Source organism: Rhodococcus sp. MPR-R1B (assembly GCF_058793255.1).
On the sequence record NZ_JBXAFO010000002.1, the window covers coordinates 119,975 to 136,824 of the forward strand.

Here is a 16,850-nt window from a genome sequence, read left to right on the forward strand (position 1 = left end):
CCATAGGTGCACACAAACCATGTTTCATCGCCGGCAATAATATCCGGGATCTGCGAAATTATCGCGTCTCGACGAAACCGTTAACGCCGTGGAAGTCATCGTCTTCCGCCGCGTCAGCAGTCATTTCAGCGAGCACCGCACTGCGCCGCTCCGAGATACGAGACTTGTATGCGAGGAGATCCGCGAGATTGACCCTCCGGTGCCGACTGGGCTTCTCGAACGGAATCTCGCCCTCCTCGAGCAACCGCACCAACGTCGGACGTGAGACGCCCAGCATCTCCGCAGCTTCCTGAGTCGTCAGTTCGTCGTCACCCATCACCTTCCCGCCACCCATCCCCGGATCCACCCAGATATCTAGTGTCTAGCGCGCCACTCGATAACCATCAAGTGGCGCAACGTTTTTCAATCAACGATACTCAACAGTCCACACAATCGGAGAGTACGTGACCAAACCAAATCCACCGCACCACCCACCAGCGATCGAACCACTGATGACCCTCGCCGAACTGTGTTCGGTACTAAGCATCACGCCAGCAGCCGTCCATAAAGGCCGAAACCGCGGCGGACACCCCCTGTACGAAAAAGGATTCTGCCCACTAGGCACCCGAGCCGGCCTACGCTGGCTCACCGCCGACGTACGAGACTTCATCAACCGAGCAGCCGCGAACTCCGACTGATAAACGTTCGCCCGGCCGCTCGCGTCGAGTGGCCGGGCGAACACTCCATCAATCCTCGATCGACGTCACGCGACCACCACTGGAAATGAACGCCTGACGTTCCCTGAGAGCTTTGCGCTTCGCCTCCGCACGCTCCTGAGCACGCGCGACGGTTTCAGTCCGGTACGTCGACTGCCTCGCCAAATGCGCAGCCCTCGCCTGCCTCCCGACTGCGTTCATGCGCTCCACCTCCGAGTCGTGCGCGGCTGCCGTCCGTGCGGATCGATCCTGATCCCTATTGCGCCGTTCCTCGATCAATGCGGCAACATCATCATCAGTCCGGCCTGCGCGCTTGCGCTCCCGGATTGCGTCAATCCGAGCCTCCTCCTCGAGACGTTCCACCTCGCGGGCAGCGCGAGCCTCCTCCTGCGACATCGGAACATCCAAAGCCTTGGCAACCTGTTCATCCAACTCGGCCCTCGCCTCCTCGCGGCGTCGAGACTGAGCCCCAGGACCTGTTCGACCCCGGTGAGACTCCTTCAAGGACTCGATCGACGCAGCTCGATCATCTTGTGACCCATTGTGCGAAACAGACATGAAACTTTCCCTTCAAACGAATAATGGACGAGCCAGAACAAATGTTCAAAACGATTCCTCGCGCGCGCACACGCGCGCACACGAGGCTCCGACCGGTTGGTGCGGGGTGCAGGTAAGAGCCGAAACACGCTTGGTGTGTGAGAACCAGATGGGCCTCGGAATGGATTCGTCGTTAGTCGGACATTCCTGTGCTTCGGAGTTTTACTTCGAGTGCTGCGCGTTTGAATTCCTTTCTGACTGGGATGTTTTCGGCGTCGCATAGTTCGAGGATTGGTTCGAGGATCATGGTGGCCATTTGTGTGATTGCGATGGCGGTGTAGTGGTGGCCGTTGGTGCCGAGTGTGTGGTTGTAGTCGGTGATGAGGCTGATGAGTCGGGTTGGGCTGTCTGTGTTGGCGGATGCTTGCCAGATGAGGTTGTGTGTTGCGCGGTCGAGTTTGTCGGGTGTGGTGTTTGGTGTGGGTTTGATTGTGGCGTCGAGTATTTGGTGGATTCGGGTGTTCATGTGGGTTGCTTTCGTTGTGGGTGGGTTCCGGGCCAGCCGTAGGCGGTGAATTGTCGGGGCATTTGGGTGAGGCCGGCGGCGGTGGGGTGTAGGCAGTGGTTGTGGCGTCGGTGTTGGTCGAAGGCGCTGGGGCTGGTGAAGGTTGTGTGGCAGTTGCTGCAGTGGCATGTGGTGAGTCCGGTCCAGGTGGCTGCGCAGCAGTTGGTGTGTATTGCGGTGGTATTGGGGTGGGGTTTTTCGGCCTGGGGTTCTCCGCTGTGCGGGTTTTCCAGAGTGTCTGTGGGTGTTTGGTTGGGTTTGGTGTTCATCGGCGGTTTCCACGATGGTCTGGGCAGAGTTGGGTTGGGTGTCGGGTGAGTTGTGCGCAGTGTGTGGTGGTGCAGCGTTTGGCTGGCGCTTTGGTGCGCTGTTGGCGATGGACTGCGATGAGGTCGGTCATGCGAGTGGTCCTTCGGGTTGTGCGGGGGCGTTGTAGGGGTGGAAGGTGGCGTTGGCTGTCGCGGGTGGGATCAGGGTGATGGTGGTGCGTCCTGTGCTGGTGAATACGTCGAACTGCTGTTGTGTGTTCTTAGTGGGGTCTGGGTTCCAGTGATGCGTGATTGTTCCGCCGGTGTTGCCGATTTCGACGGTGGATGAAACTGGGCGACCGTCGGAGTACGTGGAGCTGGTGGTGTGTGCTCGCGCAGCATCGTGGACGTCGTAGATGAGTTGGCTGAGTGAGTCGAGTGCACGCCGATTGCTCTCGTAGAGGTCGTCGGCTGTTGTTCGCGCGGTGGGAATGTTGTCCGCGATAGCGTGGATCGCGCGTTGGACGCGGGCTTCGACGATGTTCGCAACGTAGGCGACGGCGTCGACAGCAGTGTGGTTCGGCACAGTCATGGTCTCTCTTAGGTGGTGGTGATCGGAGGTGCTGATTCGTAGTCAGCGTTTGTCCGTTTGTCCGCTCTCCTTAGAGAGGAGAGAGCGGACGAACATAACGGCGCTTCGCGGACAAACCTCGGACAAACTCCGGACAAACTTGGACGTTGTTCGATCACGGGCCGTCAGCAGCAGGGAAAAATGCAGGCATCCCGACATAGTGGGTTCGCTTCTCGGTACCGATGTTCTTGAGTTTGTTGCTATTGACCAGCAGTTTTAACGCTTCGAAGTACGAGGTGCGTTTCATGCCGTGTTCGAGGGCGATCTCTCGAATCTCGGATCCCGGTAGACCGTCCTGGGTCAGCTTTGTTCGGAGTATGTCCAGAAGCAGGCTGCTGTTCTTCTCGGCGGCGAGAAGGTTTGTTCGGGCGCCATTTCCGGACATACTGTCGGCCTGGATGAGCACCAGTGTTCGCCGCTGCGGTTCGTCGGCCTCCGGCATCAGCCTCTTGCTGACCGTGTGTGGAACGAGTCGGTAGTGGTAGTCCATCCCGGCAGGAACATCTTTGTGTTTCTCGACATGGATTCTTGCCATGAGATCACCACCTTCGAGGCGAAGGTCGGACCATACGGCGCCGTCCCATGCGTTCGATCCACGACCAGCGGTCCCGCCGCGCGAGCTGTGATGGACGGTGAGAACCGCACAATCGGCAGCTTTCTGGATCAGCTCAAGCGCCCGGATGGCTTTCCCTTGTTCTGTCGCCGAATTCTCTTCCAAGCCGACTGTGCACCGTGCCCGCGTATCGAGAACGAGTAAGTCAGCATCGATCTCCTTTACCATCTCCACGGCTTCACTGATATCAATGAGCTCGCCGAGCTGTACTGGGCAGGGCAGGATGAACAGTTGCCCCTCGAGTGCGTCGGGATCGATCCCGGAAAGCTCGCAGTAAGCCAGGATTCTGGCTCGCAATCCCGTCGCGCCTTCCGCTGCGACGTAGACAACTTTCCCTTTCGTGGGCACATGGTGCCCTTCCCAGTTTTCGCCGGCTGCGACGGCGACACTCATTCCAACGGTGCAGAACGATTTGTACGAACCAGGGGGGCCGGACAGCTGGGCAATGGTGTCGCGATAGATGATTCCGTCCACGAGCGCTTCGACGGAACCGATGTCTGCGAGACTGGCAAGCGTCAACAGTCGGTCTTTGAGGGGCTTCCGAGTGGGCATCGTGCTATCCACGACTTGACCGTTCGTCGTTGACGAGAGCGCGGTCATGCGCAATCACCTCGGAGTGCAATTAGCCTCTTCGAGTGGAGCCGAAGTTCTGAGCCTTCAGCCACGAGATAGGGAAGTAGGTCATCCTCTCGCCAGCTGTCCGCGTGTTCAATGAGACCGCGGCCGAGTGCGCTGTACCGGCGTCGGTAGGACGCGGATACGACTGCGGCGGCGTAGGTTCGCAGTCCGTGTGCGTCGGCGCCACAAGTGACGGCATCTAGAAGTCGACGACTGACCAGTTGACCGGCGTGGCCACCAAGATGGCCATTGCGTTGCAGTTCGTCAGCGATGCCGGTGCTGTCAGTGGGTCGTTTCGCTTCGGCCAGTCTGCGGATTGCTGCCAGAATCGTTCGTGCAGAAGGATCTTCACAGTCGTGGCTATCGACATGGGCGAGTATCGTATGTAATTCGGCTGGTCGGGCCCACATTAATGCGCCGAGAAACATCGTCTCGGCGGAGATCATTTCCCGTTCCGGGATGGCTGGCGGGCTGTTGTCGTATACAATTGTCAACGTGAAACTCTGCCTTGGATAAAGGGTTTCGCATCCCCCGCACGCTTTTGGCGGCGGATACCTTGTTGCTCGAGCTGTGTGGGTGTCGAGAAACTTGAGTTAGATGGTCGGGACCTTGCCAGAGGTCCCGACCATCCTCATCTCGGTGCTTAGAAGTTAGAAATCCCTACAGTGACTGGGATCAAATTCTTAGGTGTCACCGATTCCCAAGACGGACAGCAGATCGGCTGTCAGTACTCGATAGGTCCCGCCGAGGCGAAGCACTCTGGCTGGGAATTCCCCGCTGCTTGCAAGTTTGTAGGCGTGCGAGCGCCCTATGCCGAGTGCTTGACCGGCGGTGGGCCACAAGCTGACTGTTGGTGGCGCACTCTGCAGTTCTGTGATCGTGACGTCCGGTTTCACTTCTGGTGCAGTGGGCATGAGGAGTCCTTCGCTGTTCTGCGAGAAATCGATCGATTGCTCGTTGTGCTACACATTCTGTGTGATTGTGCCAAATTACGCAAGATCTCGGTATAGTTCGCAGAATGACGAATGATCGTTGGGGTAGAGACACAACGCAGAGGGTTGCCGACGCGATACGTAAAGCCCGCGGAAAGTCGACCGTTCAGTGGTTGTCTGATCGCACGGCTGAGCTGGGGTACCGAGTCAGCAGATCCAGGATTTCCGACCTCGAGCGGGGTGACCGTGGTGGTCTACTTGGCGTTGCGGAGCTGATTGTGCTCGCGGGAGCTCTTGATGTACCTCCGGTTGTGCTGCTGTATCCAGGGCTAGCGGAGGAGAAAATCAAGGTGCTTCCTGAAATTGAAGCTACGTCGTGGGATGCTCTGCGCTGGTTCACAGGTGAGGCACCAATGGCTGAACTCCACGGTGTCGAGGGTTTTAAGTCCCATTTTGAGGAGGTATCGAGCACTACGATTTCGTATGTTGGTAGATGGTTAGAGGGGGCCGAGGTCCTTATGCTGCTGCGGCGGCACGAGAGCCTGACTGACGAGTACAGCTCAGTTACTCAGCGCGCCAACGAGGCCTATGCCGAAGCGGGGGAGAAGCAAACGCTCGAGACTCGGCGGCTTTCGGCCTACGAGTCGTCGTTGGTCGAAGAGCTCGGCCACATCAGAGGTCGCTTGAAAAGCTTGGGGGCGAGCGTGCCCCGAGTTCTCTCTCCCCGCGAGGAGCAGAGTCTGTTGGACGACGATGCGAACTAGCGCCGGCGGGTCAGTCAGTGCAGATCTTTGATTGAGTAGCGAGGAGCCAAGGGACATGAGAGGTAGTGTTCTTAAGCGGTGCAGGTGCCCCGTCGAACGTGATGCAAAGGGCCGGCGCAAAGCCTGCCGCAAAGCTCACGGCTCGTGGGTGTTCGTCGCTGACGTGGGAAATGACCCGTCAACGGGCAAGCGTCGCCAGGTTCGTAAGTCCGGATTCCGGTCGAGCGACGAGGCCGAAGCTGCACTCTCTGCGTTCCTGCACGCTGCCGGCACCGGACAGCTCGCACACGACGACAAACTAACTGTCGCTGACTATCTGCGTAGTTGGATCGAAGCGAAACGAGATTCGGGGATCCGGCCGACGACGATCCGGTCGTATGAGCAGCACGTGAACTCGTACCTGATTCCCCATCTCGGGCGGCTTCGTCTCGGTGAGCTGCGCGCCACCCATGTCGAGAAGTTCCTACGGGACATCGCGAAGCCGAAGGCCAAGCCTGAGGTAGACGCACAGATCGCAAAGGGAGCGCGCCGCCACCCGAAGACACTGAGTCCTGCAACAATCCGGCGCGTCCACGCAACGCTGCGCACCGCGCTCACTTCAGCGAAGCGCAAGCACCTCGTGGCATTCAATGCTGCCGAGAACCTCGAACTGCCTCGCGCCAACCGTCCCAAGGTGAAGCCGTGGGAAGCCGAGGAGCTAGGCAAGTTCCTCGACCACGCCACGACCGACCGACTCGGCACGCTCTACGAGACGATGGCGATGACGGGACTGCGCCGCGGTGAGACTTGCGGGCTGCGTTGGGATGACGTGGACCTGGACAAGAACACCGTCATCGTTCGTCAACAGCTCGTGGAGATCGACGGAACGGGCATCGAATGCGAGTACTGCGGGGGAGAGCACCGACAGTTCCAGTTCGGCAAGCCAAAGACGGCCAGCGGTGAAGATCGTGTGGTCGGTATCGACGCGCACACCGCGGGGGTTCTGCTGGCTCACCGTTTCGCACAGGACATGGAGCGAGCCGAGTGGGGTGACGCCTACGTCGAACACGGTCTCGTCTTCGCTCGCGAGAACGGACAGCCCTACCCGCCGCAGTACGTAACCGATCAGTTCAACAAGCTGACCAAGGCCGCGGGTGTGCGCTCGATCCGTCTGCACGACCTGCGCCACGGTCAGGCGTCACTGTTGCTCGCGGCCGGCGTCGATTTGACCATCGTCAGTAAGCGGCTCGGGCACTCGTCGATCGCCATCACAGCGGACACGTACAGCCACCTTTTGGCTGGTGTGGACTCCAAGGCTGCCGAAGCTGCGGCCGGTCTCGTACCGCGCTCGAACAGGGAACAAAAAGGCGGGCGTGACCACTTGGTGACCACTCCCGCCGATCCGAACGTACCTGTCCCACAATCTGAACAGGACGATCCTGGTCAGGATGGTGCCCCCAGTAGGACTCGAACCTACGACCTGCGGATTAAAAGTCCGTAGCTCTACCAACTGAGCTATAGGGGCGCGGCGCAGAGTCTAACGGGACCGCAGAGTCCGTGAAAACACCACCCCCACCAGAAGGGCGATTCCGATGACGGCGATGGTCCCGCCCGTGCGATGCAGACCCGCGTCGTCGATGGTTCCGCGCATGGTCAGCTCGATGACGACGGCCGCAAGGTTGGCGCCGATGTACTGGATTGTTCGGTACAGACCGATCGCAGTTCCGACGTCGGCGGAGGTGGTCACCGAGTTGATCAGGTTCTGGTTTCCCATGTTGTTGAAGCCGTTGGGAATGCCCAGGATCGCCGCAATCAGCAGGAGTGCCACAAGGGGAGTCGAACTCGATTCGACAAAGGCGATCAGAATCCCGCCGACAGCCAACGCGGCGGTGCCGATCAGGAGGGTGATCCGTGCGCCGAATTTCCCGTACACCCTGGACGCGGACATGGTCGCGAAGATCCCGACCGCAGCGACAGGCAGCATGAAGAGTCCGGCGCTGATCGGTGACATTCCGCGGGCTACCTGCAGCCACTGGGGGAGCCCGAAGAAGATGCAGTAGAACGCCGTGTACGTCAGAAGCGTCCGGCCGAGAGTCATGCTCAGTGCGCGGTTTCGAGCGACGGCACGGACGTCGATGAACGCCGAGGCCGTTCGACGTTCCCACCAGACGAACAGGAACGCGAAGAGGGCCGTCGACGGGACGAGGTACCACTTCGCGTGCTCGGCGAGAGAGAGGAGAAAGAGCATCGTCGATGTCGTCAGAGCGAGAAACAGGGTGATGCCGAGTGGGTCGAGAGACTTGAACAACGCAGCGGCGCCGGCCCGGTCGGGCAGGGCGGAGTCGCTCGGGGCGGCGAAGAAGACCCATACGGCAGTGACGACGACAAGTGGGAGGTTCACCCACATGATCGATTGCCAACCGAGTGTGCCGACCAACAACCCGCCGAGAGTGGGCCCCAGCGCGACGACCGATTGAGCGCAAATGGTGAGTGTTGCTATAGCTGAACGGGTTTGAGTCCGGTGGCGGTCAGCGTATTCGCGGATGACGGTCATTGCGTTCGGATACTGTGTCGCCGTGCCGATTCCGAGCAGGATTCGTGCGGCGATCAGCCAGCCCAGCGACGGGGCGAGCGAGCCGAGGATCGATCCGGCAGCGATCAGGCCCAATCCGGCGAGGTAGACGCGTTTGGCGCCGAGGATCGATCCGAGTCGACCAGCCGCCGGCGCCGTGACCGCAGTCGCGATGTAGAGGGCCGAGATGACCCACGCTGTGCCTGAACTGGAACCGAAGTATGTGGCGATCGGGACGATTGCCACGGCAATCATCGACGAGTTCAGCGCTTGAAGAACGGTTCCGGAGCCGAGAGCAAGACTCAGTTTCAGGGGAACGGGAGTTTGGGGGGTCGGCGTTTCGACGACGGTGGTCACGAGTTCATCAGTGACTCCTCTGATATCGATGTCGATGCTGGGGACTCGCCCTGGCCTAGTCTGCGCAGGATTCGGCCGGCGATCAGAAGCAAGTCACGCTCGGCTTCGGTGCACTCGGCGTCGATGACCTCAGCCAGCCACTCTGTTCGTTTCGTTCGGTCTTCGTGAAGGGTCGATGTGCCGAGTTCGGTCATCGTGACCAAGACCGCGCGGCCGTCCGATGGATCCGCCCTTCGCGTCACCATGCCCTGTTCTTCGAGCGCGGCCACGGTCTTTGCGATTGATTGCGGTGTGACGCGCTCGAATTTTGCCAACTCTTTGGCGGTCGACGGACCTTGTCGGTCGAGGTGGCCGAGGGCCTGGATCTGGCTCGGCGTGAGCTTGTGGTCGTTGCGTTTGGTGCGTAGACGTCGGACGAAGGCACCCAGATCGTCCCAAAGTACGTCGATCTCGTCTCGAGCCTTGCTGCGACCCTCTCCAACGTTCATTTAGACAGTCTAACTGTGTTGTTTCGATGCTGCCAGCACGGTTTCGACGGAAAAGGGGGAATAAACAATTGCACTAGTTGTTTAAAACCTTGGGACTGCTGTCCATCGGTCGGCGAAGCAGTTCCGTCTGCGAGGTCGAATTATCAGAATCTCGGGCACGAAAAAGCTCGGATGCGCACCCCCTGCGGCGCACCCGAGCGGCCAAAACCATACCACTTGGTGTCTTTTGGGCATAAAGTCGGTTCTTGTCCCCTGAACAGCCGATTGCGTCTAGTACTTTTGGCGGGTATGGCTCTAGTCCTTACGTAGGGTGTGTTGGAGGGGATATTGTGAAGTTTCGGGGGATGACAGGCGCCGATCACGGCGGCTCTGCGTACCAACTCTGCGAGAGGCACAACACCGTAAATGGCACGTCAACAAGAGCGTGCGCGGCGTACCCGCGCCGCCCTGGTCGAAGCGGCTGCAGTCGAATTCGCCAAGCGCGGCTATGCAGCTGCGTCGGTGAACACGATCCTCGAGGGCTCCCGCGCCACCAAAGGCGCCATGTATTTCCATTTCCAGTCCAAGGAAGAGTTGGCGCGAGCGGTTCTGACCTCGGCTATCGAAACCTTCACTGGAATTACTGATCGTTGGGCCAAGAGAACAGACCTCGATCCATTCGTCGCTTTGCACGGTCTCGTGCTCGACATTGCCGAGGTCTTCCGTGCCGAGGTAATCGTGCAGGCGGAATTCCGGCTGATCATCGAGCCCGAGTTCTACAAGGATGTGCAGTCCGGTGGTGGGCAGGTCTGGGGAAAGACCGCCTATGAGTTGGCATTGCGTGCCAAGGACGACGGTTTGCTCCGAGAGGACGCCGACCCGGACAAATTCACGCGTGTACTGGCAGCGAGCCTTGCCGGTCAGCGGTACATGGCAGACCTGATTGCCTCCAGTGGAGATCTGGGCGAGTGGTTCGAGGAGTCTCTCGAAGTAGTCCTCGAAGCCATGGCTACGCCGCAGTGGTTGGAGACGTTCCATCGTGACGGGTGGCCCCAAGTCGAGTTCCCTGACACTGAATAGTGCACTTTTCTGCCCGTGAACAGGCGATTTGTGATTTCCGAATGCCGTGCCATAAGCTATCCAAGCTCCCAACGGAACGCCGTTGGGGTACTAGTTCGGAGAGATCCGGCGGGCCCCCTTCGTCTAGCGGCCTAGGACGCCGCCCTTTCAAGGCGGTAGCGCGGGTTCGAATCCCGTAGGGGGTACGTTTTGCGAAAGCGAAACGATGCAGTATGGTTTGACCCGCACGACACGCTTTGAGATGCACAAATGCCAGGCCAGGACAGTGGTTTGGGAGCGGCTCGAAGATGTAGTACGGTTTCACAGCAAGGAAAAAGCAAGGCCCTGTGGCGCAGTTGGTTAGCGCGCCGCCCTGTCACGGCGGAGGTCGCGGGTTCGAGTCCCGTCAGGGTCGCAAAGCTTTGTTCTCAATCAATCGGTTGAGAACAAAGCAATGCGATAGGCATTCGGTTCGGGTGCCGTCCGGCCAGGTAGCTCAGTTGGTACGAGCGTCCGCCTGAAAAGCGGAAGGTCGCCGGTTCGATCCCGGCCCTGGCCACCATAATTCTTATCGAAAAGCTCCAATCTCATGTTCTTCGAACATAAGGTTGGAGCTTTTTCGTATTCGGATGTCAGTCGCCGTCAACCACTCGGCCCGATCATCTCAGTTATGCGCATCCTTTGTCTCCGTGAATGTTTCCGGTCACCGGGAACGTGCTGGGCGTCACTCCACAGAGGACATCACTATTAGCCGATTGCGGCCGATCCGTGGCTGCGTCTACTGAAAGTGAGGTGGAATCTCCGTGTCGCACTCGAGATCTTGGCGCATCGGGAAAGTCAGCCGGGTCACCGTCGCATTGTTCGGTACCGGGGTTCTATTGGTGGGCTGCGCGAGCAATGGTGACGACAGCGGGACCGATACGACGACCGCGTCGGCGGACGTCGTGACCGGCATGGTCAACGAGCAGCCTGATCCGGGAACTGCGGTGGCCGGCGGGACCATGACGTACGGCGTACAGGTGCTCGTTCCCTCACTCGACCCGACGAAGACGGCCGCGCGCGGCGGTTCCGGCGGTGAGGCCTTCGCTGCTGTGTACGACGTCCTGATGAGTTACGACACTGCGAGCGGCGAGTTCGAGCCCAAGTTGGCTGAATCGCTCGAGACAGCTGACGACGGAGCCACCTGGACGCTGAAACTTCGCGACGGTGTGAAGTTCAGTGACGGCACCACCCTCGACGCCAACGCCGTGATCGCGAGCATCGATCGGTACAACGCGGGCAAGGGCAATGGCGCCGAACTGTGGCTGGCTTCGGTGGAATCGGCGCAGGCAAGCGGTCCGACGACAGTGGAATTCAAGCTGAAGACGCCGTGGATGCGTTTTCCGTCGATGCTCGCTCTCGGGCACGGGATGATCGTCGCCCCGAGTTCGCAGCAGGGCGACAAGTTCACCGCCATCGGAGCCGGACCCTTCACCGAAGATGTCTTCACACCGAGCGTCGAGCGAATCTTCAAGGCCAACCCGTCCTACTACGGCGGCGCCCCCAAGCTGGACAAGTTGCGGATGGTTGCGCTCAACGGTCCGCAGGCCAATCTCGAATCATTGAACAGCGGTCAGCTCGATGTCGCCTACATTCGCGGCCTCACGTCGGCGATCAATTCCGCCAAGTCCGCTGGCTACCCCGGCTACATCGACGTGCTCAATGCCGGTAGTGCCGAGATTATCAACAACCGTGAGGGCCGACCGGGCTCGGATGTTCGCGTTCGCCAGGCCATCGGCTACGCGCTGGACACCACGTTGATCGATCAGCGAGTGGAAAACGGTGAGGGACTGCCGGGCTCGGAGTTGTTCGGTCCGACGTCTCAATGGCATGTAGACACACCGGGTATTGCCTACGACCCCGAAAAGGCCAAGGAGCTTCTGAATCAGGCGAAGGCAGACGGATACGACGGCAGCCTCGACTACGTCGCGCTCAGTGAGCCCAAGGACCACGCGATCGGCCTCGCCGTGCAGTCACTGTTGCAGGCCGTCGGGTTCGAGGTGAACTTGATCTTGGCCAACAACGCCGGCGACATCGTGCAGAACGTCTACGTCAAGCACGATTTCGACCTCGCGCACGCGGGCATCGGAATGTACGAGTCGATTCTCGATCTCGGATTGTTCTCCACGACCAACAGCACCTCGATGGCGAATACTGCTGGATATGCGAACCCGGCGATGGATCAGCTGATCGCAGATCTACAACAGGCCAAGGACAATTCGTCGACCCTGGCGATCATCGGCAAAATTCAGACGCTGTGGAACGAGACGGTTCCATCGGCGCCGATCGGCGGGCTCACGTCGTTCTGGGCTTGGCAGAAGAACGTGCACGGTGTGGTTCCGACTGCAACCGGCATCATGCTGTTCGATCAGGCATGGATGGGCGCGAAGTAGCGTTCCAGCGCACACCGAGAGCTCCGTCCGACGCGAGTCGGGCGGGGCTCTTTCGTGTCTACGTCGGCTAGCGTTGCGCAACCCTTTCGATCAGGATGATTGTATTGAAATATGTTGTAGGTCAATATGATTCGACAAGCGTGATTTGACTTGCCCAGCGTGGCCCGCATAGATTGCATCCACCATCCAGAGTGGCTGAGAGACCTGGCTCGATGATGCCGCAGCAACCCGCTACCTAACCGCAGTGTGGGTGCTACCGCCAGGACCGATGGAGGACACATGACTGTATTTGCCGTGGGTATCGAACTGGACGGCGAGGGCACTCACCCCGCTGCCTGGCGCCGAAGCTCACACCGCCCGGACCAGCTGCTCACGGGCAAAGCCGTGCGCGATCGCGTCGCGGCTGCCGAGAATGCCGGCTTCACGTTCGCGACGTTCGACGATTCCATCCTCCCCCCGAGTGGTGACGTCGTCGGCCGCATCGATGCCGTCTCGAGGGCGTCGTACGTGGCGGCGACAACCAGCACGATCGGGCTGGTCCCCGTCGTCGGGACCACGTACGCCGAACCGTTTCATACGTCCTCGCAATTGGCGACGTTGGACTACTCCTCGCGTGGGCGTGGCGGCTGGCTTGCTGTTCCGGTCGAAGACGATGCCGCGGCGAGGGCGTGGGGGAGGGCTCCGGTAACAACGGAGTCGGCGCGTCAGCAAGAGCAGCGGGATTCGGTCACCGTTGTGACCGATCTCTGGGACTCGTGGGAGGACGACGCCGTCGTTCGTGACTATCTCAGTGGGCGTTTCCTCGAGCGTGATCGTCTGCATTACGTCAATTTCGAGGGCGACACGTTCTCGGTGAAGGGGCCCGCAATCGTTCCGCGGCCGCCTCAAGGCCAGTTGGTGGTGTTCGGCCGCTACGGCGAAATCGATCCACGCCAGCCGGATGTTGTTCTCGTTTCCGGTGATTCGGTGGAGACCATTGCACAGTCGGCTGCCAAGGCGCGCGATGAGGGCGCGTCATTGGTGGTCGCCGAGGTCGATGTGGCATTCGATACGCCGAATCTGTCTGCGGCGCAGCGGAGGACCGAGCTGAACTCGTACGGGAATGCCGTCGTCACCGGCCGACTGCTCCTGGCTGCAGATCCGGGGGAAGCGGCCGTGGTTCTGAAGGAATTGGCGGGACACCTCGACGGTGTTCATTTCCATGCTCTCGTGATCGACGAGGACCTTCCGGTGCTGGCCAAATTCGTGCTTCCGACGCTGTCCAAGGCCGGGTTGACGCGACGCCCGGTTCCGGGATCGACCCTGAGGGACAACCTCGGTCTGCAGCGGCCCGCAAATCGATTCGCCCACTCCTCCTGACTTGACTTCGCGCTAAGGATATTTCGGCCATGACTGCATCACGCTCCGCCGTACCTCGACCCGACGCTCACGTTCACTTCGGCGTCTTCTTCCAGGGGGTCAACCACACCACCATCTGGTCCGATTCCGCGAGCGGATCCCAGATCGACTTCGAGACGTTTCGGCGGTTGGTACTCACCGCCGAGCGAGGTCTGTTCGACGCCTTCTTCCTCGGTGAAGGCCTGCGGCTTCGGGAACAGAACGGCAAGATTCTCGATCTGGATATCGCCGGCCGCCCCGACGCCATTGCGCAGTTGGCCGCCCTCGCCGGTATCACCGACAAGATCGGGTTGGTCGCGACACAGAACACCACGTACAACGAACCGGCCGACCTTGCGCGTCGACTCTCCGGCCTCGACCTACTTTCCGACGGACGGGCCGGCTGGAATGCGGTGACCACCGACAACGCGTGGACGGGAGAGAACTTCCGTCGCGGTGGTTTCCTCGACCACTCCCTGCGCTACGAGCGTGCCGGGCAGTTCATCGAAACCGCGCGGGCACTGTGGGATTCGTGGGCCGACGACGCGATCTCGGATTCTCGTACGTCCGAGAACTGGTCTACTCCGGGCGCCGTCGGCGCCGTGCGCAGGCAGACTTCACAGTTCGACATCTCCGTGACGCCGACGCTTCCCCGAAGCCGCCAGGGGCATCCGGTCATCTTCCAAGCGGGTGATTCTCCGAGTGGACGCGATTTCGCGGCGACCCATGCCGACGTCATCTTCTCGCGACACGGGACTCATTTCGACGGCGCGCTCGACTTCGCCGACGACATTCGGGCTCGGTTGCGTAAAGCCGGGCGACCGGAGGACGACGTCAAGATCTTGCCCAGCACGCAGATCGTGTTGGCGGAGAACGAGTCCGAAGTCGAGGAGAAGGCACGGTGGGTCCTCGAAGGCCAGTTCACCGGTCAGACTGCCCTCTCTCTCGTCGGACTGGTGTGGGGTAAGGACCTTTCCGATCGAGACCCCGACGGTCCACTCCCCGAGCAAGATCCGGTTGCCCGCCCGGTTTCGGAGACGCGCGGTTCCGCGCGGGACGGCAACGACCCCATTGCGATCGCACGTGAATGGCGTGCTCTTGCCGAGGCAAAGAATCTGTCCCTACGTCAGGTCGCTATCGAGACCTCGCAGCGTTCGGGTTTTGCGGGCACTCCGGGGCAGGTCGCAGATCAGTTGGTCCATTGGGTGCGCAATGGAGCTTCGGACGGCTTCAACATCTCGCCGTACCTGGTGCCGACCGGGCTCGACGAGATCGTCGACTGGTTGATCCCGGAACTGCAGGAGCGTGGGGCGTACCGCACCGAGTACTCCACGTCGACGCTGCGAGAGCACTTGGGGTTGCGACCGCCGCTCACGCGTCGGGCCACGTCTGAAGCTGCGGGGTAACGGGTCCTGTCCCACACAGTCACAGCGACGGCCGAATCCACCAAGCTCGGTTCGGCCGTCCGCTGGGAAATCGTCGTCTGCGTAGCTGCGGGTTTCACCACCCTTCTCGATTCGGCGGTGCTCGGAATCGGGGTTCCGTCGATCCGGGCGTCGCTGGGCGCGTCGACCTCGGAGGTGCAGTGGATCCTTGCGAGCTATTCGCTGACTTTCGGCTTGGCCCTGGTGCCGGCGGGCCGACTCGGTGACGTCGTCGGGCGTCGACGCTTGTTCTTGGCAGGCCTGAGCATTTTCGCGGTGATGGGAATCCTCGGAGCGTGTGCGTCGGATCCGTCGATGATCGTGTTGGCTCGGCTGGGGCAAGGGATCGGCGCAGGCACCGTCAGTTCGCAGGTGCTCGGCATCATCACCGACCGGGTGTCCGGAAAGGCTCGGGCGAAGGCGTTGGGCGCGTACAGCACCGCGGGTGGTCTGGCCGGCGTTTCCGGACCGATCCTCGGTGGCGTACTGCTGAAGTATTCCGACGCCGACTTCGGATGGCGGTTGCTTCTCGTTCTCAACGTGCCGTTTGCTCTGATCACACTGATTCTGGCGTTTCGCTTTCTGCGCCGTGATCGAACCACCCGATCGGGCGCGTCGATCGATCCGGTTGGGCTGTGTCTGCTGGCGACTACGACCGGGCTCCTGTTGTGGCCCATCGTGACCCGGACCAGTGTTACTGTCGCCGCGGCTTTCCTGATCGGTGCGTTCGGCGTTGCCGTTGCCTTCTGGTTCTGGGAACGTCGGTACGCCGAGCGCGGCGGGACGCCGGTACTGCTTCCGTCGTTGATCGCCTCACGGGGCTTCCGACTGGGTACGACGGTTGCACTCTTCTGGTTCGGATCCATCCTCGCCGTCAACGCGGTGCTCAGCCTCTATCTGATCGAAGGTTTGGGCTTCGCCCCGCTGAGTGCGGCGTTGATCATGACCGGTAGCTCACTCGCGATGGCATTGACGTCGGCTTTCGGATGGCGGCTGGTTGCCAGGTTCGGCCGAAGTGCAGTGGTTTTTGCCATAGTCGGCGAGATCCTTGTCATCCTCGGGTACATCGCAGCGGTCAATCTGATTCCGCGGGAACATCTGATCCCGGTGCTGGTGGTCCTGGCGGTGTTGTCGGGAGTTGCCAGCGGTTTGGTCGACGCGCCCAATCGGGTGCTGACTCTCGAATATGCACCGCCGGGCGCGAACGGTGTTGCGGCGGGTTTCCTTCAACTGTCTCAGCGCCTGTCAGCGACCATCTCGCTGGCCGCGGTATCGGGGTTGTATCTCGGTGTACTCGGATGCTCGCCCGACGGATATGGACGTGCGTTCGGGATCGCGCTTGCCGTCTGCGTGGTCATGTTGACGCTCTCGTTGGCGGGGGCGGTGGCAGACCGACGCCGGCGAAGGACGTGACCTGGTATTTCGTGGGTCTACATGGACCTCGGGAGGCCGAGCCCGTGTGACTCATGGGACTTGTGTTACCCATGGGTTAGGAGTCGTGGGACGATACTTGTGTGGTGACCGGTCGCAGTGAAGACAAGCCCAACGGTCGCGGGAGTGGAGAGCCAGTTAACTCACCC

The 16,850-nt window shown here is 60.6% G+C and carries 16 protein-coding genes, 4 tRNA genes, 1 pseudogene and 1 riboswitch; of the genes and pseudogenes, 10 read left to right on the top strand and 11 right to left on the bottom strand.

The window, feature by feature from the left end:
- Window positions 1–58: 58 nt before the first annotated feature.
- The 8 genes from AC1Q61_RS03275 to AC1Q61_RS03310 form a co-directional block, all read right to left on the bottom strand.
- Window positions 59–334, bottom strand: coding sequence for a helix-turn-helix domain-containing protein (locus AC1Q61_RS03275; RefSeq protein ID WP_378535836.1), 276 nt, complete (start codon window positions 332–334; stop codon window positions 59–61).
- 391 nt (window positions 335–725) lie between these two features.
- Complete coding sequence (locus AC1Q61_RS03280; RefSeq protein WP_492650949.1) at window positions 726–1,127, bottom strand: hypothetical protein; 402 nt, start codon at window positions 1,125–1,127, stop codon at window positions 726–728.
- Between the two features lie 298 nt (window positions 1,128–1,425).
- Complete coding sequence (locus tag AC1Q61_RS03285; protein ID WP_492650948.1) at window positions 1,426–1,758, bottom strand: hypothetical protein; 333 nt, start codon at window positions 1,756–1,758, stop codon at window positions 1,426–1,428.
- A complete protein-coding gene (locus AC1Q61_RS03290) occupies window positions 1,755–2,066 on the bottom strand; it encodes an FDXHR family putative zinc-binding protein (protein ID WP_492650947.1) in 312 nt (103 codons plus the stop codon). The genes AC1Q61_RS03285 and AC1Q61_RS03290 overlap by 4 nt, the downstream gene beginning before the upstream one ends.
- Before the next feature lie 127 nt (window positions 2,067–2,193).
- Complete coding sequence (locus AC1Q61_RS03295; protein ID WP_492650946.1) at window positions 2,194–2,637, bottom strand: hypothetical protein; 444 nt, start codon at window positions 2,635–2,637, stop codon at window positions 2,194–2,196.
- 154 nt (window positions 2,638–2,791) lie between these two features.
- Window positions 2,792–3,841, bottom strand: coding sequence for an AAA family ATPase (locus AC1Q61_RS03300; protein WP_492650945.1), 1,050 nt, complete (start codon window positions 3,839–3,841; stop codon window positions 2,792–2,794).
- A gap of 44 nt (window positions 3,842–3,885) precedes the next feature.
- The gene (locus tag AC1Q61_RS03305; RefSeq protein WP_378535846.1) at window positions 3,886–4,353 is read right to left on the bottom strand and encodes a DnaB-like helicase N-terminal domain-containing protein; all 468 of its coding nucleotides are present in this window, start codon (window positions 4,351–4,353) and stop codon (window positions 3,886–3,888) included.
- Window positions 4,354–4,590: 237 nt separating this feature from the next.
- Window positions 4,591–4,821 carry a helix-turn-helix domain-containing protein gene (locus AC1Q61_RS03310; RefSeq protein ID WP_492650944.1) on the bottom strand — a complete coding sequence of 77 codons (231 nt, stop codon included), beginning with the start codon at window positions 4,819–4,821 and terminating at the stop codon, window positions 4,591–4,593.
- Between the two features lie 104 nt (window positions 4,822–4,925).
- On the opposite strand from AC1Q61_RS03310, the gene AC1Q61_RS03315 reads away from it, so the two are divergent.
- Complete coding sequence (locus tag AC1Q61_RS03315; protein ID WP_492650943.1) at window positions 4,926–5,603, top strand: hypothetical protein; 678 nt, start codon at window positions 4,926–4,928, stop codon at window positions 5,601–5,603.
- Between the two features lie 55 nt (window positions 5,604–5,658).
- Window positions 5,659–6,816, top strand: a pseudogene (locus tag AC1Q61_RS03320) (site-specific integrase); the annotation flags it as partial.
- Between the two features lie 215 nt (window positions 6,817–7,031).
- Here AC1Q61_RS03320 and AC1Q61_RS03325 read toward each other — a convergent pair.
- From AC1Q61_RS03325 to AC1Q61_RS03335, 3 genes are all read right to left on the bottom strand, one after another.
- Window positions 7,032–7,107: transfer RNA gene (locus AC1Q61_RS03325), tRNA-Lys, on the bottom strand.
- Between the two features lie 12 nt (window positions 7,108–7,119).
- Complete coding sequence (locus tag AC1Q61_RS03330) at window positions 7,120–8,511, bottom strand: MFS transporter (protein ID WP_042922262.1); 1,392 nt, start codon at window positions 8,509–8,511, stop codon at window positions 7,120–7,122.
- A complete protein-coding gene (locus AC1Q61_RS03335) occupies window positions 8,508–8,999 on the bottom strand; it encodes a MarR family winged helix-turn-helix transcriptional regulator (protein WP_007733882.1) in 492 nt (163 codons plus the stop codon). The genes AC1Q61_RS03330 and AC1Q61_RS03335 overlap by 4 nt, the downstream gene beginning before the upstream one ends.
- Before the next feature lie 405 nt (window positions 9,000–9,404).
- On the opposite strand from AC1Q61_RS03335, the gene AC1Q61_RS03340 reads away from it, so the two are divergent.
- The 8 genes from AC1Q61_RS03340 to AC1Q61_RS03375 all read left to right on the top strand — a co-directional run bounded on the left by AC1Q61_RS03340 (window position 9,405) and on the right by AC1Q61_RS03375 (window position 16,683).
- On the top strand, window positions 9,405–10,058 hold the full coding sequence (locus tag AC1Q61_RS03340; RefSeq protein ID WP_003940323.1) for a TetR family transcriptional regulator: 654 nt from the start codon (window positions 9,405–9,407) through the stop codon (window positions 10,056–10,058).
- 112 nt (window positions 10,059–10,170) lie between these two features.
- Window positions 10,171–10,243 (top strand) — tRNA-Glu (locus tag AC1Q61_RS03345).
- Between the two features lie 135 nt (window positions 10,244–10,378).
- A tRNA-Asp gene (locus AC1Q61_RS03350) sits at window positions 10,379–10,452 on the top strand.
- Between the two features lie 70 nt (window positions 10,453–10,522).
- Window positions 10,523–10,599, top strand: a tRNA-Phe gene (locus tag AC1Q61_RS03355).
- A gap of 241 nt (window positions 10,600–10,840) precedes the next feature.
- Window positions 10,841–12,469: an ABC transporter substrate-binding protein gene (locus tag AC1Q61_RS03360; protein WP_118603208.1), complete on the top strand. Its 1,629-nt coding sequence runs from the start codon at window positions 10,841–10,843 to the stop codon at window positions 12,467–12,469.
- A 179-nt stretch (window positions 12,470–12,648) separates the two neighbouring features.
- Window positions 12,649–12,744: riboswitch (SAM riboswitch) on the top strand.
- Window positions 12,745–12,748: 4 nt separating this feature from the next.
- Window positions 12,749–13,828 (top strand): LLM class flavin-dependent oxidoreductase, encoded by a 1,080-nt coding sequence (locus tag AC1Q61_RS03365; RefSeq protein WP_118603211.1) that lies wholly within the window; start codon window positions 12,749–12,751, stop codon window positions 13,826–13,828.
- Between the two features lie 29 nt (window positions 13,829–13,857).
- On the top strand, window positions 13,858–15,252 hold the full coding sequence (locus AC1Q61_RS03370) for an NtaA/DmoA family FMN-dependent monooxygenase (RefSeq protein ID WP_118603214.1): 1,395 nt from the start codon (window positions 13,858–13,860) through the stop codon (window positions 15,250–15,252).
- Window positions 15,253–15,321: 69 nt separating this feature from the next.
- Entirely contained in the window at window positions 15,322–16,683 is a 1,362-nt protein-coding gene (locus tag AC1Q61_RS03375) for an MFS transporter (RefSeq protein WP_118603217.1), read from the top strand.
- Window positions 16,684–16,850 lie beyond the last annotated feature (167 nt).

Coding starts and splice junctions, on each gene's coding strand:
- AC1Q61_RS03365 (WP_118603211.1), top strand. CDS start 12,749: ATGACTGTATTTGCCGTGGGTATCGAACTGGACGGCGAGGGCACTCAC.
- AC1Q61_RS03295 (WP_492650946.1), bottom strand. CDS start 2,637: ATGACTGTGCCGAACCACACTGCTGTCGACGCCGTCGCCTACGTTGCG.
- AC1Q61_RS03310 (WP_492650944.1), bottom strand. CDS start 4,821: ATGCCCACTGCACCAGAAGTGAAACCGGACGTCACGATCACAGAACTG.
- AC1Q61_RS03275 (WP_378535836.1), bottom strand. CDS start 334: ATGGGTGGCGGGAAGGTGATGGGTGACGACGAACTGACGACTCAGGAA.
- AC1Q61_RS03300 (WP_492650945.1), bottom strand. CDS start 3,841: ATGCCCACTCGGAAGCCCCTCAAAGACCGACTGTTGACGCTTGCCAGT.
- AC1Q61_RS03285 (WP_492650948.1), bottom strand. CDS start 1,758: ATGAACACCCGAATCCACCAAATACTCGACGCCACAATCAAACCCACA.
- AC1Q61_RS03370 (WP_118603214.1), top strand. CDS start 13,858: ATGACTGCATCACGCTCCGCCGTACCTCGACCCGACGCTCACGTTCAC.
- AC1Q61_RS03305 (WP_378535846.1), bottom strand. CDS start 4,353: ATGATCTCCGCCGAGACGATGTTTCTCGGCGCATTAATGTGGGCCCGA.
- AC1Q61_RS03290 (WP_492650947.1), bottom strand. CDS start 2,066: ATGAACACCAAACCCAACCAAACACCCACAGACACTCTGGAAAACCCG.
- AC1Q61_RS03335 (WP_007733882.1), bottom strand. CDS start 8,999: ATGAACGTTGGAGAGGGTCGCAGCAAGGCTCGAGACGAGATCGACGTA.
- AC1Q61_RS03315 (WP_492650943.1), top strand. CDS start 4,926: ATGACGAATGATCGTTGGGGTAGAGACACAACGCAGAGGGTTGCCGAC.
- AC1Q61_RS03340 (WP_003940323.1), top strand. CDS start 9,405: ATGGCACGTCAACAAGAGCGTGCGCGGCGTACCCGCGCCGCCCTGGTC.